Genomic DNA, 18,576 nt, shown 5'->3' on the forward strand with positions numbered 1-18,576 from the left:
CGCGTGTGGCTGTCACTTCGGAGCAGTTGGGAGGGGTGGAGTCCTCTTTCTTGGGTACCATTTCGAGACCTCTTCACGGAAAGGCTCCGGCATCACGCCACTGATCTCTCTGGGAATGTCATCTGGCACCACCCACCCCTTGTGATTGTCATCGATGTTATCCTTTAGCTCCTGCCATCCCAAATAGCTCGGTGACCCGAGCCACAGGCACTGGGTTTCGGCGTTCCAAAAGACCACGTACGGCTCACCTTCACTGGCGATGGGAGAGTAGCCACGATCCGCTTTCGTGCCGTTCGGATTCCTCAAGGAAACAGTCACCCCTCGCTGCCCCGGCTGACCTGCCACACTCTTGTCGAGCGGGCGAATGGTGAGCGTGAGCCGGTCATTGAGCGCATACTCACCCTCTTCCCGCAGAGTCTGATTTTTGCCGGCATCATGTTCATGGACGCCCGGGTCACTTCTGGTTCCCCCCTGAGCCTGTTCAGGTGAAACCGTCACCAACTCCATGGCGCCAATCTTGCGCAGCTCCTTCATCAAGGAATCCAGCGCCCCCTCAGGCAGGGCCTCCGAAGAACGCAACTTCACCTGCAGCCCCGGGGTGTCGCGACTGGACACCGCAACATTCCACACGCCTGCCTTCTTCATGACCTCCAGGATGTCAGTGATGAATTTCGAAGTCGTCTGAGGGCCCGCCGCTACCTCCACCTTCAACTGCGAGGCTGTCGCAGCATCCATGACACCCCGGGGCTTTTCGAGCCCTGGAATATTGTTCGCGGCAGGAGTGGTCACTCCAGGGGGCTTCGCAATCACTGTATCAGGGCCATCGAAACGGTCAGCGATTGTGAGCACCACTGGCTGACCACCGAGACGGAAGAGTTGCGTCGCGCGCCCACGGCCAGGCCTTGCCGAGTCGATGGAGGTTGCGCGGAACTCCGCTGCCAGCTGGGTGAAATCCGCGTTCATACGGCTGCTGCCTCCGGCACCTCCCACCGTAATCGTGGCTTCCACCTGCTTCTCATTGACTCGTTTCAACCTGGCACTGACCTGGATGTTCTGCTGACCGGGAACATCCGTATTGCGCTGCGTGGTTGCTTGGGACTGGTCTCCGCCCACCTGCAATCGGGCCACTCCAGTCTTCCCAACGAAGACGTTCCATGTCGTCTCCAGGGAATCTGAGTCTGCTTTATTCAGATCACGATCGATCAAGACCCATCTCGGATCGCTTCCAGTGAGCAGCGGTGTGATGTACAACGTTGCCGTGTACTCCACACCATCGGTAGCCTTCACGGAGAAGAGTCTGCATTCCGCACTGTTGATTTCCGGTCCCACTTCCACTCGCGGCGTGGGCAAGTTGCGCATCACCGCCTCGGCCACTTCGATCGACGGCAGGACAAAAGCCAACTCCATGGTTTGAGGACCACTGGAAAGGACATGGGTGGGATGATTTCCCGGTGTCACGCGTGGGAATACACGCAGCCCGTTGTATTTTCCGTGATAGAGCTCCGTGATCTGTCGCTCCGCAGAGCTCACCGCAGATCCTGTCACCTCTTGACCACTCAGAACCGCGCGGATCTCCAGTGGCTGGCGGATGGTATCCGTGCGCACCTGCATGAAAATAACATTCCCGGTCTGGCGAAGTGGCACCGGATTCACCTCCACCAAGGTGGGAAATTGCGCATAGGTGCGAACGAGTCCAGTGAGTCCAAAAAAACAAACCACTACGACAACAGCCCAGGTCACGTAGCCAAGTATGCTCGTACGTTCTGCGGGCCCGGCGGAGGCTCGCATCTTGAGTCGCAGCAGCAGAACAATCACTCCTCCTGAAATCAGAGTAAGTGCCACTATGATCCCAGGGGCACCGTCCACAAAACTGCGGCCAAGGCCGTACCCCACAGGCTTGACATGGAAATCAATGTAGTACTTCACCAGGAAGAGCCACAACGCCGCAAACGCCAGTGTGAGCAGGCCAGCCAGGACGGGCAGCAAAAGATCCAGCTTCCAGCTCCTGCGTGATTCTGTGATGGAGGCAGAGCCGGCTCCCGGTAGTGAGGGTGGCCGCACCGTGGGGGTTCCCGAATGCAACCACCGGTTGGTCGTGTGCAAGATCCACCACACGGTGGCAATCGACGCGGCCAAAGCCAACAGTAGCGTGCCAGCTCTTGTGCCAATCACAGCACCCACAAGAAGGGCTGCGAAGATGGCCACGACAGCGCCCATCAGACACGGCCACACGAGAGCGGCAAACTTGCCGGATACCATCCGCTCGAAGGGTGGGCCTCGCCGGCGTTGCACAGCAAGGTGAGACCACCCGAGCAATGTACCCGTGATGATGGAGCCCACTTCAAACAAGAAACCAACTCCCAAAAGCGGAAACATGAGAACAACCCAGGGCGCACTGGAGACCCGGTCGCCCATCCTTGCCTCTGGAGGCGTGACGTGGAAACCACTGTGGCTGTGGTCGGTGCTGCCACTGATGTGAAAGGTTGCCTCAGAAGACTGGAAGGAAACCGTGCGCACGGTAACGAGGCTTATCATCAGCAGAAACGGCACTAACAAACTCGCGAGCACCAGGGCAGCACCGACACGCGGATACGTTGATCGCTGCAATGGCACAGTCTGCTGCTGCCGAGGCATCGGAGGGACAGTCGGCGGGATGGAAGCAACACCGGCTGCGACGGCGCCTGCCACGCCAGGAGCAGGCGCGGGCTGCGGGTTCCCCTTTCCCAAGGTCATGATTTGCGTGCGCAAATCCTCTGCCGTCTGCCAGCGCAACTCCGGAGAGCGGTCCAGCGCGCGCAGCACGATCTCATCCAGTCGCACATCCACCTGCACCTTGCGCGAAGGCGGCTCAATCCCCCTGGATGGAAGCTCTCCCGTGAGCATCTCATACAGCACCACGCCCAAGGAATAGATATCCGCCCGATGGTCCGCACGCTGGGGCTGTTCCCGCTGCTCAGGAGACATGTACTGCGGTGTGCCCGCGGGCTGGGAGTCGCCCGGCAGCACTTCATCAGCAGGAGTATCAAGCATCTTGGCGATGCCGAAGTCCGCGATTTTCACGCGTCCGCTTTTATCCAGCAGGAGGTTCTCCGGCTTGATATCGCGGTGTACGATGCCGTGCTCATGCGCATATTGCAGAGCCTCGCAAATGGGCGGCACGACTGCGAGAGCCTGCTCAGGAGTGAACTTCCCCCCACGCATGGCCTGTCGCAAATTCACGCCATCGACGTACTCCATCAGCAGGTAGAAAAATGTCCCCGCCTGTCCGAAATCATGCACTGTGACGATATGCGGATGGTTGAGTGCGGCCAATGCCTCAGCCTCCCGGGCGAAGCGCGCAGCGAAAGCAGGATCCTGCACCCTTTCAGGAGCCAGCAGCTTCAATGCGACAAAACGTTTGAGCGACTTTTGCCGTGCCTTGTACACCACCCCCATGCCTCCCCGACCCAAGCACTCCAGAATATCGAGCTGCGGAAAATGTGGCGCCAGTTCCTCCGGCGCAGGTGCTGCGGCCGGCGGCGCCACGGGTTGTGTTTCAGCCTCTCCCGTGAGCAACGTGGGCTCTTCCAGATTCAACGCCATCAAGCAGCGCGGGCACAGCCCTTCAGGAGCGGAGGCAGGCAAAGGAGCTCCGCATTTGGGACATGAGTGGGAGGGCGTATCGCTCATGTTCGTTTCCTAAGTGCCGACGTTCAAACGTTACACGAATTGCGGGATGCAGCAGCTTTTTGCGAGCGCATCATGAGGCGCTCGGTGTTCCTTGGGCGAGCACAGCTATCAAATGCCGGATTTCATCTTCCAAATCCGCCTCATTCGCCACGGTCTGCGCAATCTCCTCGCGGAAGATCTCGCGAAACCGCTTCCGCAGACGATGCACCGCCACGCGCGCAGCCCCCTCCGTGCAGTCCAGCTGTGAGGCCAGCGATGCATAGGACGCCTCTCCCCTGGAAGCCACGAGTTGCGGCTTCATCACAACAAAATCTTGCTCCCGCCCCGCACGCTCGTATTCCGCACGGAGCCTCCCCAAGGTCTGCTCCAGGAGGGTCAATGCCCAGCGGCGGTCATATGCGTCATCCGCAGAAGCATGGGGTGGTGTCTCCTCACGGTAGAGCTTTTCCCCCAGGACGGTATCCAGCGGCACCGCATGCTGTCCGCCGCCACGCTTCAATCTACGCGAGCGGTCCCACTCATTTGCCAGGTGCCGCTGAAAGGCCATCAGCATGAACTGGCGGAATCGCCCCCTCTCTTGCTGCACTGATTGAAGGAATCCCTTCTCCAGCAGCCTGGCGAAAAAGCCCTGTGTGGCATCTTCGGCATCTTGAGCGGTGTGCCCACGCCTCCGGGCATAAATATACAGGGGCTGCCAGTAGGTCCTGCACAGCACTTCCATGGCGTGCAGCGCCTGGTCGTTCTCCACCTCGCGCGCGGCCAGCACCACGGACCATCGCGTGGTTAGGAAGAGCGTTTCATGCCGGGGTGGTTTTTGTGCAGCGTCGTGATTCGAGGCCATTGCCAAATCATAAGCTCTCTGGAGCAAACGTTACAAGGCCGCCACTTGCCCTTGCCTCATTCTTCTCCAGCCTTGCAGGGTCCACTCCCCCCACCATTTCCTCCTCCACGGCATGAACTACGTCGACCTGCCCCACAACAAGAAGCTGAACCTGCTGAACGAGCACGATGGCGACTGGGAGAATCTGGAGCAGAGCAAATGGTGCCTCCACTGCAGCCAGAGCTTCACGGGCCTCGCTACACGTGTGTGGAAGGATGATGACGGACGGCTCTGGCTGGAGTGCGGCACGCCGGGATGCGACGGCTCGCCGATCGACTGGGCTCCCTATCCGTGGTGGGATGACACCCATCCCGCCACGATTGAGTACCTAAAAAAGAATCCCCGGACCGAGAACGGACCGGGGTTTCTGGATGATGAATTTGATGAGGATGAAGGGGAGGACGGCAAGCGCGGCTGAATGTCCGCGCTCGTCACCATCCTCAGGCCTTGCCCATGGCACGCAACAGGGTGAGCGCCATGTCCGCAGGCGTCTCGGAGACGGCAATGCCGCACTCGGCGAGGATCCGCTTCTTGGCTTGGGCGGTGTCATCCGCGCCACCGACGATGGCACCGGCATGGCCCATGCGGCGTCCGGGAGGAGCCGTGGCGCCTGCAATGAATCCTGCGATGGGCTTCTTGCAGTTGTCCTTGGCCCAGCGGGCAGCTTCCGTTTCCGCGTTTCCGCCGATTTCGCCAATCATGATGATCGCCTCGGTCTCAGGGTCCTCATTGAAGAGCTTCAGCACATCAAGGTGACTGGTGCCATTCACCGGGTCACCGCCGATGCCCACGCAGGTGCTCTGGCCGTAACCGCGCGTCGTGAGCTGCCACACCGCTTCATAGGTGAGGGTGCCAGAGCGGGACACCACACCGATGTTGCCACGCTTGTGGATGTAACCAGGGGCGATGCCGATGCGGCAGCCGCCGTGGGAATCCTTGCCCGTACCAGGAGTCACGAGGCCGGGGCAGTTGGGGCCAATAAGACGGGTCTTGGAGCCTGCCATGCCAGCTTTCACCTTCACCATGTCATTGATCGGAATGCCTTCCGTGATGGCCACCACGAGGTCGAGGCCCGCGTCCACACCTTCCAGGATGGCATCCGCCGCGAAGGGTGGCGGCACGAAGATCACACTCACGGTGGCCCCACTTTCCTTCACCGCCTCGGCAACCGTGTCGTACACGGGCACCTTGTGCGAGCCGTGGTCAAAGCTCTGGCCGCCCTTTCCGGGAGTAACACCAGCCACCAGCTTGGTGCCGTAGTCGAGGGATGCCTTGGCGTGGCGGGAGCCAAAGTCACCAGTGATGCCTTGGACGAGAATGCGCGTGTCTGAATCAACAAGAATGGCCATGGGGAATGTCTGTGAGAGTGATGTCGTAGAAAATGCTTGTACTCAAATCAATGATGACCGGGTTTCCGCTTGTGGATGATGAGAGGATTGCCATCGGGATCCAAGACGATGGCCATGTGGCAGACCGGTGTCTCAATGACTTCCATTTTGAAGGGAACATTGGCACCCTTGAGTTCAGCGATGGTCTCATCCAGGTCCACTGCCTCGAGAGCCACACTGCAACCGTCGGCGCTCGGTTTCCATCCTGCCGTCCGGCCGATAGCCAGCGTGCCGGAACCGATGTCGTACTCGACCCAATGGTCGACGTCGCCCATGTCGGACTCCATCGTCACCTTCAGTCCGAGCACGCCTTCGTAGAAAGCGCGCGCCTTCGCGATGTCGCTGACGGCGTAGCAGGAGTAGGCGATTTCGGTGAACTTCATGGCTGGGCGAGGTTAGTGATGACCCGGCTTGCGCTTGTGAATGCAGATGGAGTTGCCGTCTGGATCGGAGATCAATGCCATGTGGCACACGGGCGACTCCGCGACATCAAAGAAGAAGGTCACGTTCTTTTCCTTCAGCCATTTGATGGCAGCATCAAAATCCTCGACCTCGAGAGCCACGCCACCACCCTCCGTGCCGGGCTTCCAATCCGGCGCCATATTGGAGAGGGCCAGCACATGCGGGCCCACTTCGTACTCCACCCAGCTTTTGCCATCGTGATCGAACACGGAAGCCGGGGTCAGATTCAGCACGCCCTCATAGAAAGCCCGCGAGCGCGCCATATCCGTGACAGGATAGCCAGTGAATGCGAACTCGGTGACCTTGAGCATGGCTGGAACCGGGTGGAAATTGGGAGTTAAGCTGCCGCAACCGCCGCGACGATCTTCTTCGCGGCATCAGCGAGGTCATCCGCGCTCGTGATGGCAAGGCCGCTGTCTGCCAGCGTCTTCTTGCCGGCGACCACGTTGTTGCCTTCAAGGCGCACAACGAGCGGGATGGAAAGGCTGGTCTCCTGCGCAGCGGCGATGATGCCGGTGGCAATGATGTTGCAGTCCATGATGCCGCCGAAGATGTTCACGAGGATGCCCTTCACATTCGGGTCTCCGAGAATGATCTTGAAGGCAGCCGTCACCTGCTCCTTGGAAGCGCCGCCACCCACGTCGAGGAAGTTGGCAGGATCGCCACCGGAGAACTTGATGATATCCATGGTGGCCATGGCCAGACCTGCGCCGTTCACCAGGCAGGCGATGTTTCCATCCAGACCGATGTAGTTCAGGTTGTACTCGCTTGCGGCGACCTCACGGGGGTCTTCCTCCGTCTTGTCGCGCATGGCCACCACGTCCTTCTGACGGTAGAGCGCGTTGTCATCGAAGTTGAACTTCGCATCAAGGGCCACGAGCTGGTTGTCCGTGGTGATGGCCAGCGGGTTCACCTCGACCATGGAGCAGTCGACCTTGATGAAGAGATTGTAGAGCGCGGTGAAGAGCTTCACCGCCTGGTTCATGAGCGCACCACGCAATCCGAGAGCCGCTGCCACCTTCCGGCACTGGTAGGCCTGCAGGCCAAGGGTGGGGTGGATGCCCTCCTTGATGATCTTTTCAGGAGTCTTTTCGGCAACCTCTTCGATGTTCACGCCGCCTTCAGTGCTGGCGATGATGGAGTGGCGGCTGTTCGCGCGGTCCAGCAGGATGGCAAAGTAGTATTCCTTGGCAATATCCACGGACTTCGCCACGAGCACCTTGCTCACCAGCTTGCCGTCGGGGCCGGTCTGATGGGTCACGAGGGTCTGGCCCAGCATCTTGCCTGCAATGTCCTCCGCCTCCGCAGCGGTGTTGATGACATGCACGCCGCCCTTGAATCCATTCTTGAAAGTACCCTTGCCACGTCCACCGGCATGGATCTGTGCCTTCACCACAAGTCCCTCACCGCCAAGCTCGCGCGCAGCAGCACCCGCTTCCGCCGCCGTGCTGGCGACCTTTCCTTTGGGAGTGGCGACGCCGAATTTTTCAAAAAGCTCCTTGGCCTGGTATTCGTGGATGTTCATGGAAGGGAAAGTGTCAGCGGAAAGGGAACGGAAAGAACGAGAGCCGCGAGCATAGGAGCAGGTCTCGCACCGTCAAGGCGCAGAGTTGGGAGAGTTTTGGCAAGTCCGCGATTGGCTGTAGCGGAGGTCTTCAGCTTGGAGTAGCCCCCCCAAGTTTGCTTTCATTCGGCGGCAGCCGATTCATCGCTGAAATTGGCTTTCCGACAGCTCGCACTCGCCTTCAAGAACGAATACAGTCCGTTTGCTTCTATTCACAGTCTCGACAGACAGCAAGATGACCGACTGTCATTTCTCCTCCGCCACCAACGGAGCACTGCTCTTGATGGCCTTCGATTCCACATCACAAACCACCGTTGAAGTGGTCGCCCCATACTCGGCATTGATGGAGAACACCATCCCATTCCATCCGATGTAGTTCTGAACCGTCGAAGCGCGCTGTAACTTTGTTACGACCTGAAATCTCCAGTGAGGCTTGTCCTTCTCGATGGCCTCGAAAATCGACGAATCGAGCTTGTAAACTTCTATGGGCTCAGCGTGACCACGCGGCATCACAATGAATTTGCCGTCTGGTGATATAAGGTCACCTAGATTCAGGAAGTTCTCTCCCACGTTTCTAGATTTGGTGGCCTCACCAAAGGGATCGAACAGTACAACCCGACGAATCTTGTCCTCGGTAACAAGCGCCACCACGAGGGTCGCATTGTCAGCGGCGCGAAGTTCCAGGACGTCTCTTTCCCGCGGCGATTTGGCAGTGGCTTCCCCTTTGGGCAAGGCATCTGCCGCCTGGACATTTAGAGAACACACGACAGCAAGCAAAAGAAGACGGTAACTCATGACATGAACAGTTCGGGTTCATTTCCAAATACCATTGTCTGGCGGCACAAAGATCAACCCCTGCCGCCCGGAACCCGTCGGGTACCATGATTCAAACGGCCCCTTGTCATAAACCTTGTCAGGATCGCCCTCACCGACATGTACTTCGTACACTGTGCCTCTCGAAACCATGGCATTGTGATGCGTAAACGCGGTCATGATGAAGCCAAACTCAAGTCCTGCAAGCTTTGCGAGCCCACTCCCATCTCGAGGCGTGGGTCCGGGATTCCAATTACTGTATCGTTTTGACCAATTGTCCTTCAAGGGCGCGTAGATCGCCTCGGGCACCGGATCGTAATTGATAATCCAATTGTTCTTATTCACGGTGAACTTCTTTTGCCCTTCCAGATAGTAATTGCCATTCATGACGTTGTCCACGTTGTCAATAATGGTTCGACGTCGCCCGCGATCATACGCCTCCCTTTGGTCGAGGGGCACGTCGGAACCCGTCAATGTAGGATGATTGATGTCCCGATTGTAATACACTGCAATCCAATCCTGTTCCTTGAGAACTTTGGCAATTTCGCCACCGTTTCCTCGAGCTTTCCACACAGCCGCGGCCACTTTGCTGTCCGCACCGTTTTCCCTCTTGTAGGTGCAAGCAATGACGTCCGCAACGAAACCACAACACGACGTGTTGGGCTTTTTGGGATCGAGCGAAGCTTCTGTGCTCCACTCCCCGATCCTCCTCTCGGTGTTTTTCATGAATTCCTCAATGCACTTCACGGCTGTAGCGCTGCTCCACTTTTCCTTTTCAACCAGGCCGAACAAGTCAATCCGGTTGAGAGCATCGTTGGACACCATCGCATAGAGGTTTGCACCGCCGCCCTCACCGATCGGGTCGCGGCTGATCCACGACGCGAGCGCTGGTGCATAGTACCGGTAGCCGTAGTATATCAACTGGGTTTCTACGTCCGTGTACTTCGTCGAAAATCCAAACGGACAAGTCAACCCGTTGCCACGGCCCAGATCGCCCACTATCTCGTTTCCGAACGGGTCGTAGTCACGATGCTCGGCAATGTGCCCCGAAACAGCATCCACATATGCTGCCACATTCCCGTTTCCATCATAGCAGGGGAACCACACTGCGCCCTGGATGCCTTCACTTGGCACCTGTTCCACCATGAGCAGGCCTCCCACACCGCCAGCCTGCTGCCCGCTGCCGCTCACGTCAACGCCCCATGCATAACAGCGCATGGAACCGGATCCGGCTGACATATTGATCTCCGCCACCAAGTTCCAGCCATCATACAAATATCTCCAGTCGGCCTGCTCCACCCAACTCGCCGTCTGCAAGCCAAGCACGCGCTTGCGGATGCGGCGCCCCTCTGCGTCATACGCAAACTCCAGACGTTGGGAAGGCACTCCTGCGGCTGCCGCCTCAGGGATAGTCTCCATCACCGCCAGACGATTCTCAGCGTCCCACTCATAGCGCCAGCGTCCATCCCTGGCCAAGTTGCCATCTGCGTCATATATGTAGGCTTCAGGAGTCGCAGCAAACCACAGGTGCCCTTGGCGTTTCTGTTTCAGATCACTTCCATTTCTTCCGGCACCCCCAAGTACCGCCTCCACCTCTATGGGAATGAAAGCCGCAGAGGGGGCTGTCTCTGCCGTGATTCCGGCGTGGAAGTCCCCGGTACTGGTATTCTGGTCAGCGAGTAAGCCATTGACTTTCACGGAGGCTTGAGGATTTGTTCTGCCAAGCACCCACTTGCTCGCTGGATGCTCTCGGTTTACCAGAGCGTTGCTGGCGTCCGAGTTCCAAACGAGGCTGACCACCCCGGCAGGGGTGTCTTCTGTCACCACCGTACGGCCACCAATTCCGTTGTAGCTATAGCCAAAGACATATCCGGGTTTGGGTGTTCCATTGACGGCTTTTGAACTTCCCGTAACTTCTCCCCGGGAGTTATAGACGTAACCCCAAACCTCCCCGGTTTCTCGAGCCGCCGCACTCCGCCTGCCGGAGCTGTCATGACTATATGAATGCTGGCTCACCACGGGTCCTGCAGTTCCCCACCTCCATATGATGGATTCAAGCCGTTCCTCATCGTCATAGAGGGTCATGCCGTTCAAGGAACTGCTCCCGTAGGAGACTGTCGTAGGGTGTCCTGTTACTGAGTCGATGGCATATGTCACCTCCCGCCCAAAGGCTCCCACTGTCTCCGCCTGTCCAGAGGCATTGTAACCGTAGGCAATCTGTCTGTTTCTACCGCTAAAACTCCAGGAAAAAGCCCGGCGGCGGCTCAAGCCATCAAACTGTTGACTCAATACCGCTCCGTCCAGCAGCCCACCACTGATGCTTTCGCCACTGGCAATGCCTCCGGGTCCCGCATATGCAAAGGTCCGCAATCCGCTCGCATCAGTAAGTGAGCGCAACTGACCGTCTGAGTAATATGCCTTTAGCGTTGAGGGCGTGCCGTCATTGTAGCTGGTCTGCGTCAGTCGCCCGGCGGCATCATAAGCATAGGTGGTCTTGACTCTCTGCCCTGGCGAGATCTCGCGGGCCCAAAGGCGCTCCTGTAGACGGCCACCAACGCCATAAGTGTAGTTTACCGACTTATTCTTCGCATCAACTCTCCCAGTCAGCACGCCAGTCGCAGAGTCACGCTGCCAAGTCGTTACATCTGGGACTCCCTGAGGATCACCACCCCGGTAGGTGCGCATCTTCCACAAATCCCCGAACTGGTCATACTCGAAGCGGATGGGATATGTTGCGTTGCCCGCCTGTAGCAACACTCTGCCTGCTTGATCATACTCGTAGGTCGTTGTACTTCCACCACGATCAGTGACTTGCTTCAGGCGACGTGCATTGGCATGGCCATCTGGATAATACTCGTAGGCTTCGACTGTCGTATATCCAGAAGCACCTGAAGGCTGAATTCTCACCGCCTTCACTCGGTCACGAGCCGTGCCATCCACCAGATTATCGAATTCGCGCGTAACTTTGACGCCTGCAGGCTCGACAACTTCAATAAGGCGCTCAAGACCGTCATACTTGTAGGTAGTGGCACCTGTACCTTCCATGGACGTACTGGACACTAGCAACCCATTCACCGTGGTGCTCAAGGCAGTCCGGTTTGAGCGGTTCGTAGAAACAGCCGTGGTCTGTATTTTGCTGTCCGGAATAACTACAGTGGCTGTAGCTGTGACCGTTCCGTCGGAGGAGATTTCCTGCAACATCGTCGAAGTAGCACCCGTGATCTTTCTTCGCAGAACTCGTGAAACAAAGTTGCTTCGGTTTGCCTCGTTCAGCGTCTGTATGGTGGTAGTGACCTCCCACCACGTCCCTTGCTCCTCCTCATAGGTTACTTGTGTCGCAGTGATCGGCTCGGCGAGATTAGCTTCCAAAACACCATTGCCGTTGAAGTCCATACCATTGGCCGACAACCTCCCGAAAGCGTCATAAACAAAAAGCTGCGGCGCTTGCCCGGATATTTCGGTGCGTATCCGCTGTCCCTTCGTGTTGTAGTGGTGAGTGGTAAGCAGGATCGCGCCTCCGCCTGCAGGGCTGGGCCGTCGCTCATTCAGCAACCAACCCAAGCCATTGCTGGTAGCACTTCTCCATCTCGGGCTGTCCACAGAACCGTAGCGAATGGTTTCCGTGACCGATCCATCTCCATTGATCGCAAAGGCGTGGTATTCCGCCACTCCTGATGAACCCGTAATGCTCTTCACTCGTCCGTCCAGATACTTCTCAGTGATTCGTGAGCTGCCATCCGGATAGGTTTCAATGATTCGACGCCCGCCCAATTCGTATGATATTGTCGAAGTTGGCGCTCCATCGTTCATCATTGACACGAGGCGTCCGGCAAGGTCAGAAACCGAGGTGCGAATACGCTTTAGAGGGCCTGCCGTCACGGTGCTCGTATGCGTTAACCCACTCTCTACCTCAGTCTGTAGAATGTCGGGAGCTCCGTTGTGTCCCAGTTTTGCGGTACTCAACACTTCACCCGTCACTGCATCTGACACCGTGCGAGTAGTGATCCCCATCTCATCCGTCTCATCCAAGGTCGTCGCATCGACTTGTGTGGCCCGATAAATCGCGACCCCATCTTGCATGCTGCTCAGCCTGTCCCGGCTTTCTGAATGATAGTCATGCACGGTCGTGGAGATTGGAGTGGCCCCGTGCATGACGCGCTCATTTCGGATTAGTCCCTGGTAGTCCATCTCTGTTACCCGCACAGTTGGGGACGTATCCAAGAGTTCAAACGAAACCGGGTCCGCTGCGTAGTGCCGTTCAGTTATCCGACGGGCATTCCCTGGAAGATGGCCTGCAGCAGGAGGACTCCAATCGAACGTTTTGGCCGTTTCATCCCAAGTGCCCCGGTCATAGCTGTAGGCGGTAACTTTTCCCGTGGCATCCACCGTGCGACGCAGATCTCCCAGACCAAAATGAGCCTGGCTGGCATCATGCAGGTTCATGGTTCCATCCCACCTGCTGTAATCCGCCGTGAACCGTTGATTCATGGTGATTTTGAAGACACCATTGAACAGGTCGAGGTTCGGCGGAGTGTGAGGGGGATCGTTCGGTGAAGGCGGGGTGGAGTTGGGCACGTCGCTCCATGTCCCGGTAGCGATTGTCTCCCAAGTGCCTTCCACGAAGTCAGAACCTTGGCTTTGGGAGTTGAGGCTGAAGGAAATACCCGTGTACGAGACATCAATCGCCTGATTAACTCCCGTCGCAGCCGTGTACAAAACCACCTGGGTGCCTGACGGGTATGCATAAAGCACGCCTGTATTAGTATAGGGACTGTTGGGATCCGTCACGAGAGCGTCACACACCGCCGTTGCCAAGTCCGCTGGATAAAGGCCGGCTCCGGTCTGGATCCCAACGGTGATGGTATAGGCAGTGCCATTTACCGCCAAGGTCAGAGTGTCCCCCTCTCCCGCCTGACCGCACTCGATATGTACGCGTGCTGGCTGGCCCGGTATGTCCGAACGATACTCCACATTGAATCCTGGGGGCATTTGATGGCTGCGCATACGCCACGTATTGCTGGAATAATCAAGGTGGGCACCGCCGGCGGCACCCATGAGCGCAGCGAGCGCCTGGCCAAAGCTCCCGCCAAAAGAGGTCAAAGATTGCTTGTATGTATTTTCTGGATTTTCCGGATCCACATAACTTACGGCCATTTCGCATCCCGGCGGAGCTTGATCACCAGTTAGGAATGGGATCTGCTGGCTGAGTGTTGCCTGTCGCCAAGGTCCAAGGTTGTATAGATCAAATATTTCGTACACATAGGTGTCGGGATTAGCGGAACGTCTCCGGTCAGAAGCCCATCGCGTAGCGTGCGCAAGGGGATCAATCTGGTCGTTCCATTCGCGCCTCCATTGGCGTGAAACGACAATCGCCTTGATACTTTCCATCTCCCAAGCCTCCGTGGCACTGATACGCTGATAAGTTACCGCTCGGCTGTTCCCGTAGTTTGCTTCTGATGGGTGGAGAACTTCATTCATCCAAGGGTGCAAAGTCCGAAGGAGATTCCCGGTTTCAGGATGATACTCGTAGGCAATCCAAGACCCATCTGCCTGAATTCTCCACTTCACCTTCCCAATAGTGGTCGGGCTACCCGTGTCGAAGTATTCGGTGGAACTGGTCAGTGTTGTTTGCGCATCTGCTTTGACCGAAGTCTGGATCAGACCTTGGCCCCAAGAATACATGCGGTAGGTCAGCGTTTCGCTAGACAGCAGCACTTCCTCATTCTCCTCACGCTTGAGTTTTTCGCGTTGCACACTGCGAATGCCGCCGTCCCATGGACTTTCCACTCCGGTGGAGATGGTTCCATCCGGAGCAACTTCCCGCCAAACGCGACTTCCATCGCCACCTGCTTTTCCGTAAAACTCCCACGTCCTCGTGACACCATTGTATGTTTGGGTATAGATGATGCCCGGCGGCATTGTTCCGGTCTCCGCCACCTGCTGCAGCACATGCACACCTAAGGGTGGATCTCCAGCTAACCCTGTAGAGCTCTTGACAGTGATGATCACCTGACTACCGCCACTGCGCTGCTCTTCCACCACAATGCCATTCCCGGAAATGCGTCGCGAAATGCCTGGCACGGGATTTGCCATGTCCGTGAAGGAGGGAGGCTGTCCGAACACGTCAAACGGCATGCTCAACACGAAATTGCCCGAGGCGAGCAAATTTGGATCATCCAAGCGACCCGAAAACGAGAACATCCCCTTGGCGTAGCCCGTCTCATTGCGCCCTACGCCAAACGCAATATTCACCGGGACTTCGGGAGGACCACCGCCGCCACCGCCGCCACCGCCGCCACCACCACCACTGTCGCCAGGCCCTGACGGCGATCCATTGCCCGGATCATGGTCGTCTGACGCATCAGGAATCCAAACCACCATCTCCAGGGAATCACTTCGCGGCGACGCACTACTGGAATGAGGCTGGGGATCGGTGGGGGGATAGCCTGGGCTGGTCATTACATCTTCCTCATGCTGTTGGCCCCAGCGACTAAATCGTGGATCAAGCTCAGGACCCGGGGGATCGTGTGGCTCGCGAGTGTCATATGCCACCGCTTCTTCAACATTGCGGTCGATCAGATGAAATGTATGGCTGTCGCCCGACGGAATATCCTCCCCCAAGTAGTCCTGAGATGCGCGCAATTCGTCAGCCTGACTCTGGTAGTTCTCTTCTGTGACATTCAAGGTCACCTGGCGGATCCCGAAACGGTAGTACTCAAGGTAGTAATACCGCTTCTCATAAGTGGGTTCCTGCCCAGGGTCCCCGGGAGTGTCTGGACAAGCCTCCGAGTTGTAGTCGGAGTTTGCCCAAGCACTTAGAGAAACACCTGGTTGCCAGAACTGATCTGTGCTGCGCTTGCTCAACAGCAATACGTTCGGGCATGAATGCAGACTCACGCTGGCACTGGTTCCTTCACAAGGGCCGCTACCACTGCCATCCGAGACACTCAGGGAAAGAGAGTATTTCCCGCGCTTCACCTGATAAGCCTCGTATCGAGTTCCAGGCGTCTCACTAGGGGGCATCTCTACGCCAGAAGCGATGGTGAGCCCACCGAAGTTGGCTTGGCCTGAACCCTCGAATATCGTCCCTTGGATGAGAATACTCTCGCAAGTGCACTGCGCTGCCAGGTTGTGCGCACTGCACACAAAGACAGAGAACACAACGAGACACCACAGCAGAAGCCGCGGTGCGCCTATTTTTTTGGATCCGATTGTTTGGAATTTACCCATCTCGTTTTTCATGGTGGTGTTCCAGGTCATGGCATTCGCCCATTTAGCATGGGCGTTATTCAAGACGCGTGTAGATACGAAGCCCCAAGAGGCGGTTGTTGGATTCAGCGTCAGTCGGATCAGAGCCCTCTTCGATCTCTTGAATGTCCGAGATTCCGTCGCCATCGGTGTCCGCGAGGTGCGGGTTGGTTCCGTGCTGGGATTCCTCGCTGTTTGTCAGACCGTCGCCATCAGCATCCTCATCGCCATCGCTCACTCCATCCAGATCGCTGTCCGCAATCAAGGGATGGGTTCCGAGCTGATACTCCGCCAGGTTGTTCACATCATCCTCATCCGGGTCAGCTGTAGCATCATCATGCCGGACGTACAGGCCCACCGAGGGATACCTCCAGCGTCCGTACTGATGTTCCCACGTATCAGGCATGCCATCTCCGTCCAGATCTGCGACCGCCACGCGCGTGAACCTCGGGCTCGCCCCCACCAGAGCCGCGTCCATCCAGTCATAGATGCCATTGCTGTTGGCATCGGTCGTGGGTGCCCCTCCCTCCGGGTAGAGCATGGCCTCCATCAGGATGGCCAGATCCCCAAGACTGTGGCCGCCGTTGAAGGTATCTGCATCTTGAGGCGAAAGAAGCAGTTTGCACTCCTCAAAGTTCAATACTCCGTCGCCGTCGGCATCTTCGACGGCATCAGCGAAGTTGTTTTTAGCCAGCCAGTAGTAGTCTTCGAAAATGTCAGTCATTCCATCACCATCAGCGTCGTACAGTGCCATGTCGACGTTCAGTGCCAGGCCTGCGTTATACTGCGCAAGGTTGGTGACGCCGTTGCCGTCAAGGTCGCCGGCTGCGTCAGCAGCGTCGTACGGCAGCATGCCATAGTGGACCTCAATGCGATCAGGGATGCCGTCCGCATCTGAGTCCGTGGCATCGACAAGTTGATAGTCATTGTAGAGGTCCCCCCAACCTCGTCCCTGACTGATGGAATAGGCATTGGTGGGACCGGTCGAGTAGACGATCAATTCCTCGTAGTCCGTCAACCCGTCATCATCACAGTCGGTGTCGTGGTCATACGTGCCGTAGAAGCTCTCCTGGCTCAACGTCAGACCATCGCCATCGCTGTCTGGATCAGGAGGCACCCCGTTGTATGGGTCGGAGGGCCAGGAATCACTCCAGTTTACAATGCCGTCGGAGTCCCAGTCATCGAGAACGTATCCGTACCAGGAAGTCCAGTTCACCCAACTGTAGTTCGTTGAATCGTACGGGAAGGGGTCAACCGAATCGAGCAATCCGTCACCATCATAGTCGTAGTTATATACTACCGAGTAAGGTTCCGGGTCGGACCAGTTTGGTATTCCGTCATTGTCCGAATCACCCAACACAGAGCCGTACCAGTAGACCCCATTATATATGCTGTAGTTACCGTAGTCGTTTGGATAGGGGTCCTGGCTATTGAGGATCCCATCCCCGTCCACATCGGGGCCATAGGGCTCGGGATCCTGCCAGTTGTAAGTCCCGTCATAGTCAGCATCCTGAAGAATGCTGCCATACCAACTGATGCTGTTGATATAGCTGTAGTTGGAGCTGTCATTGGGAAACGGATCGTTGCTGTCACTAAATCCGTCTCCGTCGGAATCAGGACCAGGCCCCCCGTTGTACGGATCCGTCGGGTAGTAGTCCTGCCAGTTCTGTATGCCATCCACATCAGAGTCATTCAGAACGTCGCCGTACCAATACGTGCTGTTGTACCAGCTGTAATTGCTGCTGTCCGATGGAAATGGATCAAAGGAGTCAGCAATGCCGTCACTGTCAGCATCTGGAAAATTGCTGGAGTTATATGGATAGTAATCCTCCCAGTTCGGGATGATATCTCCGTCCGCATCGCCGAAGACATCTCCGTACCAGTAAACCCCATTGTTTGGTGAGTAGTTGGCAGGGTCTGTCGGATAGGGATCCACGGGATTTTTGAATCCATCACCATCATAGTCTGAATAGCTGGCACCGGGATGACTAGGAAGCTGCCCACCCGGATAGGTGACTCCTGAGAAACTGTACCACTCGTCGTAGTCGCTGATGGTGTCCCCGTCGCTGTCCCAGTTGGTCAGGGATACGCCCAGAATGGGCTTTACGAGGTGGAGCTCATCACCATCCGTGATGCCATCATAGTCCGTGTCGATGTTGAAGGGATCTGTGCCTTCAGTCGCTTCTTCATTATTCGTGGCGCCATCGTTGTCGGCGTCGGTGCCCTGATTATTCAGGTCTGCCAAGTAGGTGTATTGGTTGGTGTTTGGGTCGACCCAGAGGTCATTGTAGCCATCCGTGTCCGTATCCGACCAACTGGCCAGTGTGGAAGGAAGCGGGGCGAGCACCAGGAAGGTCCAGGCTACCAGTTGGAGCCAACCCGTCCACGGGTGGCGACAGGCGGCCAAGAGAGGACGGGAGCGAGGGGTATGGCTCGTCATATGGGCTAGATGTGACTGAGTTCTGGATAAGCGCCCGCCGAGGCGAAGGAACACTTCAGCAAGGTCCGATTCCCAATTTTTCGATGGCAATTTTACGGTGCTATCAGGAAAC

Annotated in this window: 10 protein-coding genes; 1 reads left to right on the top strand and 9 read right to left on the bottom strand. The window is 57.1% G+C overall.

Annotated elements, in window-relative coordinates:
- Positions 1–12: 12 nt before the first annotated feature.
- The gene (locus DES53_RS11550; RefSeq protein WP_170157031.1) at positions 13–3,582 is read right to left on the bottom strand and encodes a serine/threonine-protein kinase; all 3,570 of its coding nucleotides are present in this window, start codon (positions 3,580–3,582) and stop codon (positions 13–15) included.
- A 157-nt stretch (positions 3,583–3,739) separates the two neighbouring features.
- Positions 3,740–4,510, bottom strand: a complete 771-nt coding sequence (locus DES53_RS11555; protein ID WP_113958414.1) for an RNA polymerase sigma factor — start codon at positions 4,508–4,510, stop codon at positions 3,740–3,742.
- A gap of 112 nt (positions 4,511–4,622) precedes the next feature.
- Between DES53_RS11555 and DES53_RS11560 the strand changes: the two genes are divergently transcribed.
- Positions 4,623–4,967 carry a hypothetical protein gene (locus tag DES53_RS11560; RefSeq protein WP_113958415.1) on the top strand — a complete coding sequence of 115 codons (345 nt, stop codon included), beginning with the start codon at positions 4,623–4,625 and terminating at the stop codon, positions 4,965–4,967.
- Positions 4,968–4,989: 22 nt separating this feature from the next.
- On the opposite strand, the gene sucD is transcribed toward DES53_RS11560, so the two are convergent.
- From sucD to DES53_RS11595, 7 genes are all read right to left on the bottom strand, one after another.
- On the bottom strand, positions 4,990–5,898 hold the full coding sequence (gene sucD / locus DES53_RS11565; RefSeq protein WP_113958416.1) for a succinate--CoA ligase subunit alpha: 909 nt from the start codon (positions 5,896–5,898) through the stop codon (positions 4,990–4,992).
- Positions 5,899–5,945: 47 nt separating this feature from the next.
- Complete coding sequence (locus DES53_RS11570) at positions 5,946–6,320, bottom strand: VOC family protein (protein ID WP_113958417.1); 375 nt, start codon at positions 6,318–6,320, stop codon at positions 5,946–5,948.
- 12 nt (positions 6,321–6,332) lie between these two features.
- Positions 6,333–6,710, bottom strand: a complete 378-nt coding sequence (locus DES53_RS11575; protein ID WP_113958418.1) for a VOC family protein — start codon at positions 6,708–6,710, stop codon at positions 6,333–6,335.
- Positions 6,711–6,736: 26 nt separating this feature from the next.
- A complete protein-coding gene (gene sucC / locus DES53_RS11580) occupies positions 6,737–7,924 on the bottom strand; it encodes an ADP-forming succinate--CoA ligase subunit beta (protein ID WP_113958419.1) in 1,188 nt (395 codons plus the stop codon).
- 285 nt (positions 7,925–8,209) lie between these two features.
- Complete coding sequence (locus DES53_RS11585) at positions 8,210–8,758, bottom strand: hypothetical protein (RefSeq protein ID WP_113958420.1); 549 nt, start codon at positions 8,756–8,758, stop codon at positions 8,210–8,212.
- An 18-nt stretch (positions 8,759–8,776) separates the two neighbouring features.
- Positions 8,777–16,069, bottom strand: coding sequence for an RHS repeat domain-containing protein (locus DES53_RS11590; protein ID WP_170157032.1), 7,293 nt, complete (start codon positions 16,067–16,069; stop codon positions 8,777–8,779).
- Complete coding sequence (locus tag DES53_RS11595) at positions 16,062–18,431, bottom strand: hypothetical protein (RefSeq protein ID WP_147263352.1); 2,370 nt, start codon at positions 18,429–18,431, stop codon at positions 16,062–16,064. The genes DES53_RS11590 and DES53_RS11595 overlap by 8 nt, the downstream gene beginning before the upstream one ends.
- Between the last annotated feature and the right edge of the window lie 145 nt (positions 18,432–18,576).

The organism is Roseimicrobium gellanilyticum, from assembly GCF_003315205.1.
Classification (GTDB): Bacteria; Verrucomicrobiota; Verrucomicrobiia; order Verrucomicrobiales; family Verrucomicrobiaceae; genus Roseimicrobium; species Roseimicrobium gellanilyticum.